Annotated in this window: 19 protein-coding genes and 1 other RNA gene; 16 read left to right on the top strand and 4 right to left on the bottom strand. The window is 43.3% G+C overall.

Annotated features, from left to right (window positions below; all coding sequences use genetic code 11):
- The first annotated feature begins 82 nt into the window (after positions 1–82).
- Together sspA and sspB are read left to right on the top strand one after the other, a co-directional pair.
- Positions 83–718 carry a stringent starvation protein SspA gene (sspA, locus tag A923_RS0110905; protein ID WP_017221719.1) on the top strand — a complete coding sequence of 212 codons (636 nt, stop codon included), beginning with the start codon at positions 83–85 and terminating at the stop codon, positions 716–718.
- A 3-nt stretch (positions 719–721) separates the two neighbouring features.
- On the top strand, positions 722–1,213 hold the full coding sequence (sspB, locus tag A923_RS0110910; RefSeq protein ID WP_202800839.1) for a ClpXP protease specificity-enhancing factor: 492 nt from the start codon (positions 722–724) through the stop codon (positions 1,211–1,213).
- 118 nt (positions 1,214–1,331) lie between these two features.
- Here sspB and A923_RS0110915 read toward each other — a convergent pair whose 3' ends face one another.
- The 4 genes from A923_RS0110915 to A923_RS0110930 are packed head-to-tail and all read right to left on the bottom strand — an operon-like array spanning position 1,332 to position 4,813.
- Complete coding sequence (locus A923_RS0110915; protein ID WP_017221721.1) at positions 1,332–1,880, bottom strand: BON domain-containing protein; 549 nt, start codon at positions 1,878–1,880, stop codon at positions 1,332–1,334.
- A gap of 2 nt (positions 1,881–1,882) precedes the next feature.
- On the bottom strand, positions 1,883–2,479 hold the full coding sequence (locus A923_RS0110920) for an SIS domain-containing protein (protein WP_017221722.1): 597 nt from the start codon (positions 2,477–2,479) through the stop codon (positions 1,883–1,885).
- 11 nt (positions 2,480–2,490) lie between these two features.
- Positions 2,491–2,898: a YraN family protein gene (locus tag A923_RS0110925; protein WP_017221723.1), complete on the bottom strand. Its 408-nt coding sequence runs from the start codon at positions 2,896–2,898 to the stop codon at positions 2,491–2,493.
- On the bottom strand, positions 2,876–4,813 hold the full coding sequence (locus A923_RS0110930; protein ID WP_017221724.1) for a penicillin-binding protein activator: 1,938 nt from the start codon (positions 4,811–4,813) through the stop codon (positions 2,876–2,878). Before A923_RS0110930 ends, A923_RS0110925 begins: the two co-directional genes overlap by 23 nt.
- A gap of 84 nt (positions 4,814–4,897) precedes the next feature.
- On the opposite strand from A923_RS0110930, the gene rsmI reads away from it, so the two are divergent.
- From rsmI to A923_RS0110995, 14 genes are all read left to right on the top strand, one after another.
- Entirely contained in the window at positions 4,898–5,737 is an 840-nt protein-coding gene (gene rsmI, locus A923_RS0110935) for a 16S rRNA (cytidine(1402)-2'-O)-methyltransferase (RefSeq protein WP_017221725.1), read from the top strand.
- A 43-nt stretch (positions 5,738–5,780) separates the two neighbouring features.
- An RNA gene (rnpB, locus tag A923_RS22650) (RNase P RNA component class A) lies at positions 5,781–6,156 on the top strand.
- A 154-nt stretch (positions 6,157–6,310) separates the two neighbouring features.
- The gene (gene rsmH / locus A923_RS0110940; protein ID WP_017221726.1) at positions 6,311–7,255 is read left to right on the top strand and encodes a 16S rRNA (cytosine(1402)-N(4))-methyltransferase RsmH; all 945 of its coding nucleotides are present in this window, start codon (positions 6,311–6,313) and stop codon (positions 7,253–7,255) included.
- A 1-nt stretch (position 7,256) separates the two neighbouring features.
- Positions 7,257–7,571 carry a cell division protein FtsL gene (gene ftsL / locus A923_RS0110945; protein ID WP_017221727.1) on the top strand — a complete coding sequence of 105 codons (315 nt, stop codon included), beginning with the start codon at positions 7,257–7,259 and terminating at the stop codon, positions 7,569–7,571.
- Entirely contained in the window at positions 7,568–9,295 is a 1,728-nt protein-coding gene (locus tag A923_RS0110950) for a peptidoglycan glycosyltransferase FtsI (RefSeq protein ID WP_017221728.1), read from the top strand. Before ftsL ends, A923_RS0110950 begins: the two co-directional genes overlap by 4 nt.
- A 102-nt stretch (positions 9,296–9,397) precedes the next feature.
- Positions 9,398–10,876 carry a UDP-N-acetylmuramoyl-L-alanyl-D-glutamate--2,6-diaminopimelate ligase gene (gene murE, locus A923_RS0110955; protein ID WP_237716208.1) on the top strand — a complete coding sequence of 493 codons (1,479 nt, stop codon included), beginning with the start codon at positions 9,398–9,400 and terminating at the stop codon, positions 10,874–10,876.
- Entirely contained in the window at positions 10,873–12,327 is a 1,455-nt protein-coding gene (locus A923_RS0110960; protein WP_017221730.1) for a UDP-N-acetylmuramoyl-tripeptide--D-alanyl-D-alanine ligase, read from the top strand. Before murE ends, A923_RS0110960 begins: the two co-directional genes overlap by 4 nt.
- A complete protein-coding gene (gene mraY / locus A923_RS0110965) occupies positions 12,321–13,403 on the top strand; it encodes a phospho-N-acetylmuramoyl-pentapeptide-transferase (protein WP_017221731.1) in 1,083 nt (360 codons plus the stop codon). The genes A923_RS0110960 and mraY overlap by 7 nt, the downstream gene beginning before the upstream one ends.
- Positions 13,403–14,743, top strand: coding sequence for a UDP-N-acetylmuramoyl-L-alanine--D-glutamate ligase (gene murD / locus A923_RS0110970; protein ID WP_017221732.1), 1,341 nt, complete (start codon positions 13,403–13,405; stop codon positions 14,741–14,743). Before mraY ends, murD begins: the two co-directional genes overlap by 1 nt.
- On the top strand, positions 14,743–15,939 hold the full coding sequence (ftsW, locus tag A923_RS0110975; protein WP_017221733.1) for a cell division protein FtsW: 1,197 nt from the start codon (positions 14,743–14,745) through the stop codon (positions 15,937–15,939). The genes murD and ftsW overlap by 1 nt, the downstream gene beginning before the upstream one ends.
- Before the next feature lie 54 nt (positions 15,940–15,993).
- A complete protein-coding gene (gene murG / locus A923_RS0110980; RefSeq protein WP_017221734.1) occupies positions 15,994–17,061 on the top strand; it encodes an undecaprenyldiphospho-muramoylpentapeptide beta-N-acetylglucosaminyltransferase in 1,068 nt (355 codons plus the stop codon).
- A complete protein-coding gene (murC, locus tag A923_RS0110985) occupies positions 17,062–18,522 on the top strand; it encodes a UDP-N-acetylmuramate--L-alanine ligase (protein ID WP_192810684.1) in 1,461 nt (486 codons plus the stop codon).
- The gene (locus A923_RS0110990; RefSeq protein ID WP_017221736.1) at positions 18,510–19,448 is read left to right on the top strand and encodes a D-alanine--D-alanine ligase; all 939 of its coding nucleotides are present in this window, start codon (positions 18,510–18,512) and stop codon (positions 19,446–19,448) included. The genes murC and A923_RS0110990 overlap by 13 nt, the downstream gene beginning before the upstream one ends.
- Before the next feature lie 27 nt (positions 19,449–19,475).
- Complete coding sequence (locus A923_RS0110995; RefSeq protein ID WP_026006205.1) at positions 19,476–20,294, top strand: cell division protein FtsQ/DivIB; 819 nt, start codon at positions 19,476–19,478, stop codon at positions 20,292–20,294.
- Positions 20,295–20,298: the final 4 nt, after the last annotated feature.

Genomic DNA, 20,298 nt, shown 5'->3' on the forward strand with positions numbered 1-20,298 from the left:
GTTGCTGGTAAAAGAATTACGTACCGCCAATGCTAGTTTAGGCTATCATTGGCGTTTGTGTTTACAATTTATTGGAGGTGGCATGGCTTTAGCTGCTAATAAACGTTCAGTTATGGTGTTATATTCGGAACCGACTGATCTGTATAGTCATCAAGTCCGAATCGTCTTAGCTGAAAAAGGCGTAAGTGTTGATATTCATCAGGTTGACCGTAATAATCTACCTGAAGATTTAATTGATTTAAATCCTTACCAAACAGTACCGACATTAATCGACCGTGAATTAACGTTATATAACTCACGTATCATCATGGAATATCTGGATGAGCGTTTCCCGCATCCACCTTTGATGCCGGTTTACCCTGTTTCTCGTGGTAGTAGCCGTCTAATGATGCACCGTATCGAAAACGATTGGTATTCATTAGTGACTAAGATAATGAAAGGCTCTGTTGAAGAAGCTGCTGTAGCGCGTAAGCAACTACAAGAAGCATTAATGAGTATCAGCCCGATTTTTGCTGAATACCCATACTTCATGAGTGAAGAATTCAGCTTAGTCGATTGCTACATGGCGCCGCTATTATGGCGTTTGCCTGAACTAGGTATTGATCTACCTGGTCAAGCTGCAGGTGAGTTAAAGAACTATATGCTACGAGTATTCGATCGTGAATCATTCCAAGCATCTTTAACTGAACAAGAACGCGAAATGAGAATGTTAATGTAATTTATGGATAAAATGACCCCAATTCGTCCCTATTTATTACGTAGTCACTATGAGTGGTTACTTGATAATGACTTAACACCGCATATTGTGGTTGATGCGCATATTGCTGGTGTTTACGTGCCACAACAGTTTGTTCAAGACGGCCAGATCGTATTGAACATTGCACCGAGTGCTGTGGTTGCTTTTGAGTTAAACAATACTGCATTGAGCTTTAACGCTCGCTTCGGTGGCGTAGCGTTTGATGTTTATGTGCCAATTGCCGCGATTACAGCTATTTATGCACGTGAGAACGGCGCTGGTAGCATGTTTGAACCTGAACAAGCATATATAGATCAAGCTGAGCAAGAGAGCGCTGAAGCGGCTGTTGAGCCTAGTGAAGAGAAAAGCACACCTGCGTTGGTTAGTGCGCCTGCTGCGAGCCCTGAAAGTAAGAGTGAAGCGACAGAGCGTCCAAAACCTGCAAAAGGTAAACCCGCTTTACGGGTCATTAAGTAACATAATACTTAATTAACGACTATGTGCAGTACTTGAATGTGTCGACGGGCATAATTCAGTACTGCATTTTTTTACTTTTTATTTTGTACTTCTTACTATTTATCGATATACGCATTAATTAGCGATACTCGAATACCTTAATCACTTTATCGACACCAACCACATAACGTGCGGCTTCAGCAAGTTGGTCACCTTGGGCTTTTGTTACTCGGCCAATCAAAAATACTTCCGCATTTTCGGTTATGACTTTGACTTTTAGTGGTTCAATATCTTTCAGGTTTAGAATACTGGTTTTTACTTTGGTGGTTAACCAAGAATCTTTACTGGCACGTTCAAATGAGATCGGTGGCCCTAAACGGATCTGGTTATAGACCTGCTGCACCGATGCGGTTTCAGCGGCAATAGCGACGATCTTGTTACGCTCAACGTCAGTTCTGACCTGACCTGATAATAACACCTTGCTGTTGTTGGTTAAAATATGCAGGTTATTGTTGAGCAACAATTGCTTATTATTGTCATTAAGTCCTGCTGTGATGTCGAGGGTAATCGTTTCATCATCAATTAACTGACTAAAACTACCGCTACTACTGCAGCCTTGTAGTGCCGTCAGGCTAGAGAGCGTGACGCCGATCGCCAACCATGATTTAAACTTATTGGTTAATCGCATACTTAGTCTTCGTACCCTTGTTGCGGGAATAAAGTCTGATCGATAATGTCACACAGACAATTAATGATCAGTGCATGTACTTCTTGTATTCTTGCTTCTCGGCGTGAAGGGACACGTATCTCGGCATCGTGTGGGCCTAATAACCCAGAAATTTCACCCCCATCTTTACCGGTTAACGCCACGATTGTCATGTTACGTGTGAGTGCTGCTTCAATCGCTTTAATGACATTACGGCTATGACCACCTGCTGAGATAACCACTAAGATGTCGCCATCATTACCCAGCGCACGCACTTGCTTTGAGTAAACCATATCAAAACTAGTATCAGTACCAATGGCTGTCATTAAGGTGCAGTCTGGGGTTAATGCCAGCGCCGGTAAACTTGGGCGTTCCGTTTCGTAACGGTTTAATAATGATGCCGAAAAATTTTGTGACAAACTCGCTGATGCGCCATTACCACAAATTAAGATCTTGTTACCGTTTAATAAGCATTGGGCCATCATCATGGCTGAGTTTTGAATGTACTCGGGTAACGCCTCTGCTGCGGCAATCTTGGTTTGAATACTTTCAGTAAAATTTTCTTTAATTAGCTCTAACATAGGTATCTACTCTAAAAAGCATTGGTTATCCATTGAATATTATCACTGGTACCTTCAATGGCGATCACATCGAAACGGCAAGGGGTATAGTTTTCATTTATTCCGTGGCGCACCATATAATATTGCGCTGTATAACGCAATTTTCGTTGTTTCGCGATCGGGATTGCTGAAATGGCACCACCGTAATGGGTATATTGGCGATATTTTACCTCGACAAATACCAAGGTGGGTAGTGCTGTTGACGATTTAATATCAGTGCTAGCACCGTGTTGGCAAATGAGATCTATTTCACCTTGCCGACAAGCAAAATTTCGCGCCAGGATGATTAATCCTTGGCGCTGTAAGAAATCGGCCGCTATGCCTTCAAAAAACTCTCCGCGTTGACGCGGTTGCTTTTTATTCAGGGTTCGTTTCCTCAAGTTTTATTTTGCCTGAGCGGTACTTTGCCCAGCTAAACTCGCGTTCAATAATGCCATTATCATTGATATAGAGAATGCCAGTCTGGCCAGCTAAGCGTAAATTAGGGAAGTTACGTAGCTGTAGCAAATTCGGAATTAATGTAAACGCATCGTAGCCCATCGCAAATAGATTTTGCTGAATTTTCGACATATTTGGCCACAGTGCCAAAGTTTGTTGTTTTAGTTCGCGATCTGGGTTCAACAACCAAGGCATATCACTGAAGATTAAACCATTAAGGTCACGGCTTTGGCTCTTGGATAAATTATTACCATGAGTACGTGAACTCGCATAGATGGCAACTTGCGGCGCATACGGGTTCTGTGTGGTGCTAATGTAAGGGATTGCTAACATCGCTTCAGAAGGCGTCGCAATAATATACACGGCATCAATGTCGCGGCGGCTACGGGTTTTGGTTTTCACATCTGCGCCAACTAGATTTTGCATTAAGCGAATACGCTGGTTACTTGAGGTAACAGAAAATAGCGAGGTCACGGTATTTTGCATATCGCTACGACTTTTATACTTATAGGTTTCGCTGGTGCCCTTGGTTAATAAGTGCCATTGCTGGTTGAATTCTTCAGATAAACGGTTACCAGTACGGTTATTTGGCGCCAAGACTAAAGGTTGTTTGATGCCATCTTTGTACATTTTTTTCGCGGCTGCAATGGCTTCGTCATTCGAACTCAATGAGAAGTAATAAATATTCTCTGCTGCTAACGTTTCAGCTTCGGTCAGTTTATTTAACGAAATTAATGGCACGTCTTTTACGAGTGGTAATACTTTCGCTAGATTTGATTTTAATAACGGCCCAACCACAAAGTCTGCACCATCATCAATGGCTTGAAAATACAGTTCGTCGGCACTGGTGGTAGCAGTATCATAGAAACGTAAATCGATACGATTATGGTCACTGTTAGCTGTACTATTAGCAGTACTATTGATGGTGGTATCAATAGCGCTGTCAACCGTACTATCAGTCGCACTATCTTGATAGTAAGCACTTAGCATACCATCTCGTATCGCTTTACCTGCGACCGCACTTTTACCTGTTAATGGTACTAGTACGGCTATTTGACTTGGTGCGTACGGGCTTGTTGCCATCGCTTTAACAAGTTCAATCGGAAATCCACTCAATGCTGGATGTTGAGAGTAAGTCGTTTTCCATGCCTGCAAATGTTTGATCAATGATTGCGGTTCAGTGCGATATTGTTGTGCGATCGCAGCTAAGTGATACCAGCCTGATAAAGTCGGATTCTCAGTCTTAAAACGCAGGATTAATTGTTGTAATTCTTCGAGCGGTATAACCGATGCTAATGCCCATAAGCGGGTATTGTTGGTGCTGTGCAGTTCAGCATCAAGATAATCGTTTAGCGCAACACGAAATTCAACCGCTTTGGCGTTATTGTTTAATAGTTCGGCCAGTGTCGCATTTAATAAATAGAAGCGTTGCCAATGGATTTGTTCCGCGGTATCTAGCGTGGAACTAAAATTCAGTACTGTGACAGCATCTTGATAGCGTTTTTCTAATAAGTAGGCTTCTGATTTGATCAGAGCGACTTCAAATAACTGCTGCGTAGATAATGGGTTACGCTCTACAGAAAGTAACATATCCAATGCCGGCTGCGGATGGCCTTCGGCAATTAAAGCGCGTGCTGATAATAACTGCCATGAGATAGATTGTGGTTTATTCGCTAATGCAATCTTATCAATGTAGAATTGTGCTGGCTGATCAATTCGTGTCAGTACGTCCGGTGCAACGATTGGTTGTGGTTTTGATGTTGCTTTTTCAGATGTCGTGATACTTGAACACGCGCTGAGTAGTACACTCAAGCTAAAAAACATAATCAAGCGGGAATAGCTGTGCTTAAATTCCATTGGTGTATTATCCTGCAAAAGAGATTTATAATACCCCTATACTAAAGCATCATCGCTTAACAAAAAACTACCCATGAGAATGAAATGTCTGAACAAGCAACTTTATTTATCGTTCCAACCCCGATTGGCAACCTTTCTGATATAACAGAACGTGCTTTAGAGGTACTCAGAAGTGTTGATTTGATTGCTGCAGAGGATACCCGTCACACCGGTAAACTGTTAAGCCATTATCAAATCAAGACTAAATCATTCGCTTTGCATGATCATAATGAACAGCAAAAAGCAGAATATTTAGTATCAAAATTAAAATCAGGCATCAGCATCGCGCTGGTTTCAGATGCTGGTACCCCCCTGATCAGTGATCCTGGTTACCACTTGGTCAATACCTGTCGTGCACATGGTGTTAAAGTTGTGCCACTACCAGGTCCTTGCGCTGCGGTAACCGCGATGAGTGGTTCTGGTTTACCGTCTGACCGTTTCTCGTTTGAAGGTTTTTTACCATCAAAAGAAAAAGCCCGTAATGACAAAATTACGGAATTGAAAGAAGAAACCCGCACGATGATTTTTTATGAATCACCGCGTCGTTTACAATATACCCTCGATGCTTTAACTGCGATCATGGGGCCGGAACGTGAAGTATGTGTTGCGCGCGAAATAACCAAAGCGTTTGAAAGTATTACCACTATGCCTGTCGGCGAATTAGCCACATGGGTTGCCGAAGACAGTAACCGTAGTCGCGGTGAAATTGTATTGCTGGTTGCAGGTTTCAAACCAACCGGCCTTGAAATTCCAGCTAAAGTGCTGAATACATTGAAATTATTAAACGAAGAATTACCATTGAAAAAAGCCGCGGCATTGACAGCTGAAATTCACGGCGGAAAAAAGAACGCTTTGTATAAATGGGGCTTAGAAAACTTCAAATAATCACTGGATTTTATGTCCTAGATTATGTACTATCCTCCGCCTTGGAGTTGGTCAGACAATCGCTGCTTTATGACTCGGTATTTATATCGAGGTTATAGAGGGGAGGAAAGTCCGGGCTCCACAGGGCAGGGTGCCAGGTAACGCCTGGGAGGCGCAAGCCTACGACAAGTGCAGCAGAGAGAAGACCGCCGATGGCTTCTTCGGAAGCACAGGTAAGGCTGAAAGGGTGCGGTAAGAGCGCACCGTGCGGCTAGTAATAGTTCGTAGCAGGGTAAACTCCACCCGGAGCAAGACCAAATAGGCTTTCTACAGGCGTGGCCCACGCTGAAAGCGGGTAGGTTGCTTGAGTCTGTGAGCGATTGCAGACCTAGAGGAATGATTGTCCACGACAAAACCCGGCTTATCGACCAACTCCAAGAACCTTTCTACTCACTATAGTGTAGCGAGGTTCTTGTTTTTCTTTCTTCGTATTACCTTCATTATATTTACACTCCCAAAACTAGACCATTTACGCTACAATACCCTTTTTAGCACCTGCTATTATTTAAAGTATTTTTAAGAGCTTTCATCGCCATGACACAAGAATTTGCACACGTATCCGTTTTACTTAACGAAACAGTAGCTGGACTCAATTTAAAACCCGATGGTATTTATATTGACGGTACTTTTGGTCGCGGTGGTCACTCTCGCTTTATTTTATCGCAACTTGGTGAAAATGGTCGCTTGATCGCAATCGATCGTGACCCTGAAGCAATTGCTGTAGGTGAAGCGTTAAAACTAGAAGACCCGCGTTTTGACATTGTTCACGGCCCTTTTTCTGGTATCGCTGAATACATGGAAACTAAAAATTTAACTGAACAAGTTGATGGCGTACTACTGGATCTAGGTGTTTCGTCACCGCAGTTAGACGACGCATCACGTGGTTTTAGTTTCTTACGTGATGGTCCGTTAGACATGCGTATGGACCCGACATCAGGTATCAGCGCTGCAAAATGGATTGCAACAGCAGATTACGACGATATCGTTTGGGTATTAAAAGTGTTTGGTGAAGAAAAATTTGCCCGTAAAATTGCTCGTGCAGTCGTATTTGACCGTGACGGTACGCCTTTTGAAACAACATCACAGTTAGCAAGTTTAATCTGCCGTGTTGTGCCGAAATCAAAAAAAGAAACCAAACACCCTGCGACGCGTTCATTCCAAGCGATCCGTATTTATATTAACAGTGAACTTGAAGAGATCGAACGTGCATTAGCAGGCGCATTAAAATGTCTCAAACCGGGTAGTGGCCGTTTATCGGTGATCAGCTTCCACTCATTAGAAGATCGCATCGTTAAGCAGTTTATTCGTAAACAAGCACGTGGTAAAGAAGTGCCATATGGCCTGCCTATCATGCAAGAAGAGATTGATAAAACCCGTACCATGAAAGCCGTGGGAAAAATGCTAAAACCTTCGGAAGCTGAGTTAGAGATAAATCCTCGTGCACGTAGTTCAGTATTACGCGTGGCGGAGAAGTTGTAATATGCTAGGCATTAAGTGGGATTTAGGTAAAGTCATCATGGCTGACATCGGCGAGCATAAGCGCGTCGTTTGTCTATTGGTTGCTATCTTAATTTCCGCTTTTGCCGTTATCATGTTAACCCACGAAACTCGTTTGCTGACCAATAACAAAGAGCAATTACTGACTCAACGAGATTTTGCGGATATTGAATGGCGTAATCTCTTGTTAGAACAGAGTACGCTAGAAGAACACAGTAAAATTGAATACACCGCTAAACATAAACTCGGCATGTATCGACCAAGTACCGCAGAAGAGCAATTGGTGACACAGCAGTGACAAATCGTAAAAATACCCCCAATGAAGAACAACCTAATTTTATTCTATGGCGCTATCGCTTAGTCGTTGCGACCGTCGTGATTATTTTTTTATGCCTGCTTGCACGTACCGCTTATATCCAAATTATTAATCCTGAACATTTGCGTAAACAAGCGGATATGCGTTCATTACGGGTGGCATCACAACAAGTGCAACGCGGTATTATTACCGATCGCAACGGGGTTGAATTAGCCGTGAGTGTTCCGGTAATGGCTATCCATGTCGATCCGCGCACCATTAAAAATAAAAACAGCTTTGATAAAAAACGTGCATGGCAAGCGTTTGCTGAAATTCTCGATCTTAACCTTGTCGATCTACAAGCAAAAATTACGGCCTCCAATGGTCGTTTCATGTATATCAAACGCCAAATAAGCCCTGCCGTTGCCAAGTATGTGGATGAGTTAAAGCTAGTCGGTGTCAGTTTAGCGCCCGAATCTCGTCGCTTTTATCCAACCGGTGAAGTGAGTGCTCAGTTAGTTGGCATGACTAATATCGATGACAAAGGGATTGAGGGTGTTGAAAGAGCTTATGATGATTTTCTGACAGGCACACCGGGTAAACGTATTGTCCGTAAAGATCGCCTCGGTAATGTTATTGAAGATATTTCAGTACTGCAGCAAAGTGAACAAGCGAATAATATCCAGTTAAGTATTGATCAGCGTATCCAGTCATTGGCCTACCAGCGTTTGAAAAAAGCGGTGAAATATAACGGCGCAATATCGGGTTCGTTAGTGATGATTGATGTGAAAACTGGGGAAATATTAGCGATGGTAAATAGCCCATCCTTTAACCCCAATAATCGCAGTAAGTACGACAGTTATAAATTAAAGAACCGTGCGATCACTGATAGTTATGAACCGGGTTCGACGATTAAACCGTTAGTTATTGCGAGTGGTTTAGATAACGGTGTTATTGATGCGGATTCGATAATTGATACGAATCCAGGACGCATGCGTTTAGGTGGTCGTTTAGTGCAAGATACGCGTAACCGTGGAGACATTACGCTAAGCGATATCTTACGTTATTCATCGAATATGGGGGTGAGTAAAATCGCCTTAAAACTCGGTCACCAGCGTTTACTCGATACCTATTATCAGTTTGGCTTTGGTAATGTCAGTAGCTTGATCTTAAACGGTGAAAGTCGTGGTTACATGCCTCGCCGTACGCGTTGGTCTGAATTTGAAAATGCGACGTTATCATTTGGTTATGGTATGCAATCAACTACATTACAGCTGGCTCATGCGTATGCGACGATTGGGTCGGGTGGTTTATACCGTCCGCTAACGATTAGAAAATTAGATACCACGCCATTATCAGAGCGGGTATTATCTAAAGACCACGCGCAAGCGCTATTAAGCATGATGGAAACCGTGGTGACCAAAGGCGGTACGGGTGATAAAGCCCGTATTGATGGCTACCGTGTTGCGGGTAAAACTGGTACCTCACGTAAAGCGATAGCCGGTGGTTATGGTGATGATTATGTTGCCTTATTTGCGGGTGTCGCGCCTGTGTCTAATCCTCGTTTCGCATTAGTTGTGGTGATTGATTCACCCAGCGGTGATCGTTATTACGGTGGTGTGATTGCAGCGCCAGTATTTGCTGAAGTGATGGAAAGAACACTGCAAATGTTAAATGTAACTCCAGATGAAAAACAATCATTAACGATAACAGCAAAAGACTCTTAAAAATTACAGGGCGCTGAGGCGTTAAAGGTTATTTTCCGCAAAGGATCATTTGGTGCAAAGGATTGTAAAATGCCAAGGGTTTTAAATACTAAGGGTTTTGAAATGAATTCATCATGTCGAGTATTATCTCTACACGCGTGGAATATCGATGTTGAATTAGCGGTTAACGCTTTAGTCATTGATAGTCGAAAAGTGCAAGCCGGAGACTGTTTTGTCGCGGTCAACGGGCATGCACTTGATGGTCGTCGCTTTATCAGTAAGGCATTAACAAGCGGCGCAACGGCGGTGCTTAAAGATGCCGATAGTCAGGCTGAACATGGTCATATCGATTATATCGACCAGATCCCTGTTATCTCTTTTTTTGGTCTTAATCAGGCTTTGTCGGCTCTTGCCGATAATTTTTATCAATCGCCTTCACAGCAATTACAGCTAATCGGTGTTACTGGCACTAATGGTAAAAGTACCATTACCCAGATTATTGCTAATTGGGTCACCTTATTAGCCGGTAAAGCCGGAGTAATGGGTACCATCGGCAATGGTTTATTTGCACAGTTAACCCAAGCTGAAAATACCACGGGTAGTGGTCTAGATGTGCAAGCTGAAATCGCTAATCAATTACACCAAGGTGCAGAATTATGCGCAATGGAAGTCTCTTCACATGGTTTGATCCAAGGTCGCGTTAATGCATTGGATTTTGATGTCGCATTATTTACCAACCTAACGCGTGATCACCTTGACTACCATGGTGATATGGATACTTACGCAGACGCCAAAAAGATCTTATTTCAAGGTGCAGTAAAACATAAGATCCTCAATGTTGATGATGCTTACGGTAAAGCGTGGGCACAACAGTGGCCTGATGCGATCCAATTTTCGGTCAAGCAAGATTTATCCGCCCATCAAGGTACTTTTCTTTATTGCCAGAATTTGAGTTTTGATACCCGCGGCTTTAGCTGTGAGTTGAACACCAGTTGGGGCAAAGGCAAACTGCAATGTGGTTTAATTGGTGATTTTAACGCCTCTAATGTGGTCGCCGCTTGCGCGAGTTTATTAGCACTGGGTTATGACTTTGATGCATTATTACGCGTAGCACCAAAATTAACCGCGGTTTGTGGCCGTATGGAATTATTTAAGCAAGTAGGTCAAGCTGCTTGCGTGGTCGATTATGCGCATACGCCTGACGCATTGGAAAAAGCCCTGCAAGCATTGCGGGTACATTGTGAAGGTAAATTGTGGTGCATTTATGGCTGTGGTGGTGACCGAGATACTGGTAAACGCCCATTAATGGCAAAAGTGGCTGAACAATTTTCAGATTTTGCTGTCATTACTGATGATAATCCTCGCACTGAGTCTGCCTCTACGATCGTAACAGATATGCTTGCTGGACTTGCTAAGCCTGATGCTGTGCAAGTTATTCATGATCGTCGTGAAGCGATTCATTGGACGATGAGCCAAAGCAAACCTAACGACATCATCTTAGTGGCTGGTAAAGGCCATGAAGATTATCAGATTATCGGTGTGCAAAAACACCATTATAGTGATCGTGAAACGATCACAGATATGCTGGATAACCAACAATGATTAATTTAGCTTTAAGTGCTATTGCTGCACAGCTTAATAGTAAATTACACGGTGATGACATGATCATCACCGATGTATCAACGGATACTCGTACGATCAAAAGCGGTGATTTATTTGTTGCTTTAAGTGGTGATAATTTCGATGCCAATCGTTTTGTTGCCAAAGCAGCAGAGCAAGGTGCGATTGCTGCGATTGTAACGAAAAAACAAGCGGTTGATATACCGCAAATTATTGTAAAAGACAGCCGTGTTGCTCTCGGACTATTAGGTAAAATGGTCCGTGAGCAAGTTAACCCTCAGGTTGCTGCGTTAACCGGCAGTAATGGTAAAACCACAACCAAGGAAATGTTAGCGGCGATTTTAAAGTTGGTGGCGCCAACATTGGCGACAGCAGGTAACTTTAATAACGATGTTGGCGTGCCATTGACGTTATTGCGTTTACAGCAGCAACACCAATTTGCAGTGATGGAGCTTGGTGCTAATCACAAAAAAGAAATCGGTTATACTACTGGATTGGTATTGCCAGATGTGGTGTTAATTAATAATGTTGATGCAGCACATCTAGAAGGTTTTGGTGATTTACAAGGCGTTGCGTCTGCAAAAGGTGAAATCTTAGCGGGTGTGAAACACAGTGGGTTGGCAGTATTGAATCGTGATGATAAATTTTATCAATACTGGTTACGTAAAGTCGATGCGCAGCGCCACGTTAGCTTTTCAGTCGTTGACGACAGTGCTGATTATTTTGCGGCAGACATTAAATTTGATGATGTCGGTAATCCCACATTTAAACTATGCACGCCAAATGGTGCATGTACGATCAACTTGGCTGTTGCAGGGCGTCATAATGTTGCTAATGCATTGGCTGCTGCGGCAATGGCCAGTTGTTTCGGTATCGATCTTGATACTATCAAGCTCGGTCTTGGCACGATGGAAAATGTGCAGGGTCGATTGAAAATATCCTCACTAACGCCACGTGTTCGTATAATTGATGATACTTACAACGCTAATATCGCCTCGGTTAAAGCCGCTGTTGATGTATTAATTCACTTCTCTTCGACCAATGTATTGGTGATGGGGGATATGGGTGAGCTCGGTTCAAGTACCGCGGATATGCATCAGCAAGTGGGTCATTATGCTCAGCAGCAACAAGTTGATCATGTCTATACTTGCGGCGCACTTAGCCGTGAAGCCGCGTTGACAGCAGGTGATAGCGGACGTGCCTTTTTGGCGCAACCAGCATTGGTTGATGCCTTAATTGAATTGATTACCACTGCACCGAAAACGCAGCTGTTTACCTTATTATTCAAAGGTTCTCGCAGTGCTAAAATGGAGCAAGCCATTAGCTTGTTAACCACTAAGCTCGCAGAGACTCCTGCTATGTTAACCGAAAATACAGTGTTAACGGAAAATACCATGTTAGTTGAAAATACAATAAAGGAAAGAAAATGTTAGTTTGGTTGTTCGAATCTTTAAGTGAGCATTTCTCGCTATTCAGAGTTTTTTCGTATCTCACATTTCGTGCAATTATCACGATAATTACCTCGTTATTACTGACATTATGGATGGGTCCTAAACTTATTCGTTATTTGCAAGATATGCAGATTGGTCAAATCGTGCGTGATGATGGCCCTGAATCGCATTTTAGTAAACGTGGCACCCCAACGATGGGCGGTGTGATGATCTTGATTGCCATTTTAGTCTCGACGTTATTATGGGCAAGATTAGATAATGGCTATGTCTGGGTGATGATGTTCGTATTTGTTGCTTTTGGTGCTATTGGTTTTGTCGATGATTATCGTAAAGTGATCCGTAAAGATACCGATGGTTTGATTGCCCGTTGGAAATATTTCTGGCAGTCCGCGGTTGCTATCGCCATTGCGATTTACCTTTATGCGACAGCTGGCTCTGCAGCGGAAACAACCTTAGTGGTACCTTTCTTTAAAGAATACATGCCAGAGCTTGGTCTGTTATTCATTGTATTAACGTACTTTGTTATCGTTGGCAGCAGTAATGCGGTTAACTTAACCGATGGTTTAGATGGTCTGGCTATTCTACCAACGGTATTAGTTGCTGGTGCGTTCATGTTAGTGGCTTACTTAACCAGTAATGTTCAATTTTCTGGGTACCTGTTTATCCCTTACATCCCTCAAGCGAGTGAATTAGTCATTGTTTGTGCGGCGATGGTGGGTGCTGGACTGGGTTTCTTATGGTTCAACACTTATCCTGCTCAGGTATTTATGGGCGATGTTGGTTCATTAGCCTTAGGCGCTGGTTTAGGGACTATGGCGGTATTGGTTCGCCAAGAATTCATGTTAGTTATCATGGGTGGTGTGTTCGTAATGGAAACGGTATCGGTTATTTTACAAGTCGGTTCATATAAGTTACGTGGTCAACGTATCTTTAGAATGGCGCCAATTCATCACCATTATGAATTAAAGGGCTGGCCTGAACCACGCGTTATTGTGCGTTTTTGGATCATCACTATTATATTAGTACTCATTGGTTTAGCTACGTTGAAGGTGCGCTAATGACACATTTACCTGAGCAAAATATGGCATCTACTATCGTTATTGTTGGTTTAGGCCAAACCGGTCTGTCTTGTGTACGCTATTTTCTCAAGCAAGGTATTGTGCCTGTTGTGGTTGATAGTCGCGATGTACCGCCGGGACAAGATGAACTGCCAGCTCAGGTAACGTTGTACAAAGGTGGTCTACACCCCGAGATCTTGTTGCAAGCTAAACAATTAATTGTTAGCCCTGGTATTGCGATTGCGACGCCAGAGATTACCGCAGCACAGCAAAGTGGTGTCGAAGTGATTGGTGATATTGAGCTGTTTGTGAGAGCGGCAAAAGCACCCATTATTGCGATCACTGGATCAAACGGTAAATCAACAGTGACCACATTGGTTGGTGAAATGGCCAATGCTGCTGGCGTGAGAACCGCTATCGGTGGCAATATCGGTATTCCGGCATTAGACCTATTGGATGTAGCCGAACCTTATCAGCTCTATGTATTAGAACTGTCTAGTTTTCAATTAGAAACCACACATAGCTTGCAGGCTGTTGCGGCAACGGTACTTAATGTCAGTGACGACCATCTCGACCGTTACCCTGATTTTGAGGCTTATCGTCAGGCTAAACTATCTATTTACCAACATGCGCAAACCATCGTGACCAATCGTGATGATGCATTAACGGTTGGTGCTGAACAAGACCATGATGGCGATACGATAAAACAAAGCTTTGGTGTTGATGATGCAGGTTATGGCTTGATCCAACAGCAAGGGTCAACTTGGCTCGCTTATCAAGGTAAAGGCATTATCAGCGCTGATGATCTGCAGATCACTGGGTTACATAACTTGATGAATGCTTTGTCTGCGATAGCGCTACTTGATGCGGCGGGTGTGGATAGAATTAAAACTTTACCGGGTTTAACGCAGTTTACTGGCCTAGCTCATCGCTGTGAATTTATCCGTAAATTGCATGACGTCATGTGGATCAATGATACCAAAGCAACTAATGTCGGTGCGACACTCGCTGCACTCGATGGCTTGAAAAGCAGTGTCAAAGGGCGTTTATATCTGATTGCCGGTGGAGATGGTAAAGGCGCTGACTTTAGTCCTTTGGTGCCTGCATTACGTGATGATATAGCGCTAACTTATTGCTTTGGTAAAGATGGCGAGCGTTTTGCCGCGTTAGCCGATAATACCAAGTTGGTTGGCGATTTAGATACTGCGATTGCAGAAATTAGTCAGTTAGTGCAACCGGGTGATTGGGTATTGTTGTCACCGGCTTGCGCCAGTATTGATATGTACGTGAATTTTATGGCGCGAGGCGATCATTTTAGAGCGCTAGTTAAGGCATTGTAATGGAATTTTTAACACGGACGAAAGACTATTTACTCGGTGCTGAAGCACAGCGAGGCGCGGTCTATGATCGACAATTACTGTTACTGGCCATTGTATTAATGATGGTGGGTTTAGTGATGGTGGCATCAGCTTCGTTGCCAGAAGGTATCGCCTTAGGCAACGATCCGTTTATGTTTGTGAAAAAGCATGTGATCTTTTTAATTGTGTCGCTGTGCGCAGCAACCTGTGTATTGAATGTGCCTATTGCTTTTTTTGAGCGTAATAGTGTGCGTTTTTTATTCGTTGCTATCGCCTTATTGGTATTGGTATTAGTCATTGGCCGTACGGTGAATGGCAGTACCCGTTGGTTGTCGTTTGGCCCATTGAATATGCAACCCGCGGAATTTGCTAAATTTGCCTTATTTACGTATTTCTCTGGTTATTTAGTGCGTCAGAAAAGCTTATTACAAGAGAGTTATAAAGGTTTCGTCAATGGCTTATTAGTGATCCTCGCTATTTCTGCTTTGCTGCTTTTTCAACCCGATTTTGGTTCTGTTATGGTTATTTTAACCACCAGTGTAGCGCTGTTATTTATCGGTGGTGCAAAGTTAGTCCACTTCATGGCATTATGTGTTGTGGCTATTTTACTGGGTGTCTTAGCAGTGATATTATCGCCGTATCGAATGCGTCGGATCACGTCTTTCCTCGACCCTTGGGATGATCCATTTGGGAGTGGTTATCAGCTAACACAGTCGTTAATGGCATTTGGTCGTGGTAGCTTTAGCGGCGAAGGCTTGGGTAATTCTATCCAGAAATTAGAATATTTACCTGAAGCACATACTGACTTTGTATTTGCGATCCTCGCCGAAGAACTCGGTTTTTTAGGGGTGTTTATCGTATTGATGCTGCAAATGCTACTGGTCTTTAAAGCATTGCAGATTGGTCGTCGTAGTTTAGAAATGGACCAGTCTTTTGCGGGTTTCTTGGCGATCAGTATTGGTGTTTGGTTTTGTTTTCAAACCTTAGTCAATGTCGGTGCGGCATCGGGGCTACTGCCAACCAAAGGTCTCACCTTACCGTTGGTGAGTTATGGTGGTTCTAGCTTATTAGTCATGAGTTGTGCGGTGGCGGTATTATTGCGGATTGATTATGAATATCGCGCACAAAAAGTGTCGATATCAACCAACCCCATGAGCCAAACACCAGCACATGAATGACAACCGTAATTGTAATAACGAATTAAATTTCATAACAACTTAAAGAAAAATATGATGAAAAAACGTTTATTAGTGATGGCTGGTGGTACTGGCGGTCACGTTTTCCCTGGTATTGCGGTAGCAAAAAAATTACAACAGCAAGGCTGGGCTATTCATTGGATCGGTACTGCTGATCGTATGGAAGCTGATTTAGTGCCACTGCATGGTTTTGATATTTCGTTTATTGATATTTCAGGTGTCCGTGGTAATGGTATCAAGCGTTTATGCGCAGCGCCGTTTCGCATTTTAAAGTCAGTACTGCAGGCGCGTAAAGTGCTGCAAGACTTTAAACCTGATGTGGTATTGGGCATGGGCGGTTTTGCCAGTGGACCGGGTGGCGTTGCTGCTTGGCTACAAGGTATTCCCGTGGTGTTACATGAACAGAATGCCGCTGCGGGTTTAACCAACCGGTTATTAGCTAAAATAGCTAAACGGGTATTAATGGCATTTCCTGGGGCGTTTGCCCATGGGCAGCTAGTTGGTAATCCAGTGCGAGAAGATGTCTTAGCCTTACATGAACAAGTGCGAGCGAAGCAAGATAAACTGGCAGTATTAGTGGTTGGTGGTAGCTTAGGCGCGAAAGTATTAAATGATACTTTACCTGCTGCGCTGGCATTATTACCGCAAGATAAGATCTGTGTACGCCATCAGGTCGGTAAAAATAATGCCGCCAAGGTAACTAGCGCTTATCAAACTGCAGGCGTGACAGCTGAAATATTAGTGACTGATTTTATTGATGATATGGCGCAAGCTTATGCGCAAGCTGATGTGGTAGTCTGCCGCGCTGGCGCGTTAACGGTTTCTGAGGTTGCTGTTGCCGGACTGCCAGCTATTTTCATTCCATTACCGCATGCGGTTGATGATCACCAGACTAAAAATGCCCAATCATTAGTGCAAGCGGGTGGTGCGGTATTAATACCACAAGCGCAATTTAATGCAGACGATTTGGCTCAATTATTACAGCAATGGATTGATGATGAAGCACACCTTGTGACGATGTCAGAGGCGGCAAAAACTGCCGCGATCCTAGATGCTACTGAACAGGTCGCAATTGCCTGTTCAGCGTTAAGTGAAGAGAGATAAATAATGCCAGAACAAAAGATCGCACAACTTAGAACTATGGTGCCAGAGATGCGCCGTGTGAAAATAATTCATTTTGTCGGTATCGGCGGCGCTGGTATGGGCGGAATTGCCGAAGTATTAGCCAATGAAGGTTACCAGATTACCGGTTCTGATTTAGCGCCGAATCCAGTGACTGAACGTCTGGTTAAATTAGGTGCTAAGATCAACTTCGAACATACTGCTGAAAATGTATTGAACGCCAGTGTAGTGGTGGTCTCTACCGCTATCGATTTAAGTAATCCAGAAATCATTGCGGCGCACGAAAACCGTATTCCAGTGATTAAACGTGCGGAAATGCTCGCCGAATTAATGCGTTTCCGTCATGGTATTGCTATTTCAGGCACACACGGTAAAACATCGACGACGGCGTTGGTAACTGGTATTTATCATGAAGCAGGTTTAGATCCGACTTACGTTAATGGTGGCTTAGTCAAAAGCACGGGCACCAATGCGGGTTTAGGAACGAGCAGATATTTGATTGCCGAAGCGGACGAAAGTGATGCGTCTTTTTTATTGTTACAGCCGATGGTTGCGGTGGTCACTAATATTGAAGCTGATCATATGGATACGTATGGCGGCGATTTTGCAAAATTAGAAAAAACTTTTATTGATTTTCTACATAATTTACCGTTTTACGGCCTCGCTGTCATGTGCGCCGATGATGCGGTTATTCAAAAATTGATCCCAGATGTTGGTCGTCAGGTTGTCACTTACGGTTTTTCTGAGCATGCAGACGTACGTATTGTTGATTATGTGCAACAAGGTCATCAAAGTCACTTTACTATTTGCCGTAAAGATCGTGATGATTTGCGTGTGAGTTTAAACTCGCCCGGTCAACATAATGCCTTAAATGCAGCAGCAGCGGTTGCGGTTGCGACTGAAGATGGCATTGCTGATAGCGCGATTGTGACGGCATTAGCTAATTTTGCTGGCACCGGTCGCCGTTTCGATCACTTGGGGGAATTTGATTCAGGTGCAGGTAATGTGATGTTGGTAGACGATTATGGTCATCACCCAACCGAGGTTGATGTTACTATTACCGCTGCACGTGCGGGCTGGCCCGAAAAACGCTTAGTATCGGTATTCCAACCACACCGTTATACGCGTACACGTGACTTGTATGAAGATTTTGCTAACGTCTTATCAAAAGTTGATTTGTTGTTATTATTAGAAGTGTACCCAGCAGGCGAAGAGCCAATACCAGGGGCCGATAGCCGCTCATTATGTCGCAGTATTCGACAACGCGGCAATATTGAACCGATTTTTGTAGCAAGCCCTGATGAATTACCAGCGATTCTTGCTGAGCATTTACAAGACGGTGATTTAGTATTGACTCAAGGTGCTGGTAATGTCGGAACACTGGCTAAAGATCTTGCTGCGATGGCAATGGATGTGGATACGATGAAACAATGGAAGAAGTAATCATGAGCGCAACAAACACGAAAAAAGTAGCAGTATTATTTGGCGGTAATTCTGCCGAACGTGAAGTGTCACTCAAATCAGGTGCGGCTGTGACTGCCGGTTTACAACGTGCAGGTGTTGATGCGCATGCATTAGATACAGCAGAGTACGATGTGTACCAGCTTGGTCGTGATGGCTTTACCCATGCGTTTATTGCCTTACATGGTCGCGGTGGCGAAGATGGTGTTATGCAAGGTGCGTTAGAGTTACTTGCTATTCCGTATACCGGTAGCCGTGTATTAGGCGCTGCGTTAGCGATGGATAAGATCCGCACTAAACAAATTTGGCAATCGCAAGGGCTACCAACAGCACTTTATCGTATTGTCACACCGACTGATTTTAATACTGACATCGCCAGCGATATAATTGCTGAACTTGGCTCTCCGGTGATCATTAAACCGGCGAAAGAAGGTTCAAGCATCGGTATGGCGAAAGTGCATAACGTGGCGGAATTAGAAATTGCGGTAACGGCAGCGTTTGCATATGATAATGAAATTCTAATTGAGCAATGGATTGAAGGCCCTGAGTTTACTGTGGCGATTCTGGGTGATGAAGTATTACCGGTTATTCAACTTAAAACGCCAAACACGTTTTATGATTACCAAGCGAAGTATCAATCTAATACCACAGAATATTTGTGTCCGGCACCGATTACGGATGCACAGCGTCAGCAATTACAAGCGTATGCATTAAAAGCGTTTCATGCGGTCGCTGCTGAAGGCTGGGGTCGTGTTGATGCGATGCTTGATGCACAAGGCCAGTTTCAATTATTGGAAGTGAATACGGTACCGGGTATGACTGAAAAAAGTTTAGTGCCAATGGCGGCGAAAGCAGCAGGTTATGACTTTGAAAGCTTAGTATCGAAGGTATTAGCACTTGCGCATTGATCGACGTATTAAGCGACGTATTTAAATATGACTACTGCTACTATAACGCCGGGAACAGCAGTGCAAGATGATAATATCTATGCGCTGACCGAACTTGAAATTCAAGCGGATGAGTCCTGCGTTGAAGAATTAGGTCGATCACGTTTACAGCGTGGTTTAGGTCTATTTTTCTTCTTTATGGTGATAGTCTTTTTTAGCTGGATGTTCAGCAGTATGGAAGCATATTTGACTGATGCCAGTAAAATTCCAATGTCAGCGTTGATTATCCAAGGTGAGCGTCACTATGTTAGCGATGATGATATTCGTACGGTATTATTGCAAAAACCGGCGATAGAAAATTATTTTTCAGTCAATGTCGATGATATTCAAAATAAAATAGAATCGCTGCCTTGGGTTTACCATGCATCGGTACGTAAAAGCTGGCCAGATTTATTGCGCGTTTATATTCAAGAGCAACCCGTTGTTGCGGTATGGAATGATACTCAGCTGCTTAATGAAGATGGCATTGTGTTTGATGCGGACATTAACAGTGCGCCTAAATCATTGGTGAAGCTTTATAGTCCCAATGATAGAATTGTACCTGCACTGTCTAAATATAATGAATTCAACGGATTACTTCAGATTAACAATTATGAAATCGTTAAAATGACAGTTAATTTGCGGAATGCAATAACGGTTGTATTAAGTAATGGTATTATGTTGCGCTTAGGGCGAGAAGATGCGATCACACGGATCCAACGCTATATCGATTATGTCGCAGTATTAGACAAAGATAAAATAGCCTATATAGATTTACGTTACGATACAGGTTTCTCAGTTGGCTGGAAAAATGACAATAAAGAGTAGTGAT

The organism is Moritella dasanensis ArB 0140 (assembly GCF_000276805.1).
In the GTDB taxonomy this organism is placed as follows: domain Bacteria; phylum Pseudomonadota; class Gammaproteobacteria; order Enterobacterales; family Moritellaceae; genus Moritella; species Moritella dasanensis.

Bases quoted from the DNA above. Each gene is read 5' to 3' on its own strand.
- sspA (WP_017221719.1), top strand. From the start codon at position 83: ATGGCTTTAGCTGCTAATAAACGTTCAGTTATGGTGTTATATTCGGAA.
- sspB (WP_202800839.1), top strand. From the start codon at position 722: ATGGATAAAATGACCCCAATTCGTCCCTATTTATTACGTAGTCACTAT.
- A923_RS0110915 (WP_017221721.1), bottom strand. From the start codon at position 1,880: ATGCGATTAACCAATAAGTTTAAATCATGGTTGGCGATCGGCGTCACG.
- A923_RS0110920 (WP_017221722.1), bottom strand. From the start codon at position 2,479: ATGTTAGAGCTAATTAAAGAAAATTTTACTGAAAGTATTCAAACCAAG.
- A923_RS0110930 (WP_017221724.1), bottom strand. From the start codon at position 4,813: ATGGAATTTAAGCACAGCTATTCCCGCTTGATTATGTTTTTTAGCTTG.
- rsmI (WP_017221725.1), top strand. From the start codon at position 4,898: ATGTCTGAACAAGCAACTTTATTTATCGTTCCAACCCCGATTGGCAAC.
- rsmH (WP_017221726.1), top strand. From the start codon at position 6,311: ATGACACAAGAATTTGCACACGTATCCGTTTTACTTAACGAAACAGTA.
- ftsL (WP_017221727.1), top strand. From the start codon at position 7,257: ATGCTAGGCATTAAGTGGGATTTAGGTAAAGTCATCATGGCTGACATC.
- murE (WP_237716208.1), top strand. From the start codon at position 9,398: ATGAATTCATCATGTCGAGTATTATCTCTACACGCGTGGAATATCGAT.
- A923_RS0110960 (WP_017221730.1), top strand. From the start codon at position 10,873: ATGATTAATTTAGCTTTAAGTGCTATTGCTGCACAGCTTAATAGTAAA.
- mraY (WP_017221731.1), top strand. From the start codon at position 12,321: ATGTTAGTTTGGTTGTTCGAATCTTTAAGTGAGCATTTCTCGCTATTC.
- murD (WP_017221732.1), top strand. From the start codon at position 13,403: ATGACACATTTACCTGAGCAAAATATGGCATCTACTATCGTTATTGTT.
- ftsW (WP_017221733.1), top strand. From the start codon at position 14,743: ATGGAATTTTTAACACGGACGAAAGACTATTTACTCGGTGCTGAAGCA.
- murG (WP_017221734.1), top strand. From the start codon at position 15,994: ATGAAAAAACGTTTATTAGTGATGGCTGGTGGTACTGGCGGTCACGTT.
- A923_RS0110990 (WP_017221736.1), top strand. From the start codon at position 18,510: ATGGAAGAAGTAATCATGAGCGCAACAAACACGAAAAAAGTAGCAGTA.
- A923_RS0110995 (WP_026006205.1), top strand. From the start codon at position 19,476: ATGACTACTGCTACTATAACGCCGGGAACAGCAGTGCAAGATGATAAT.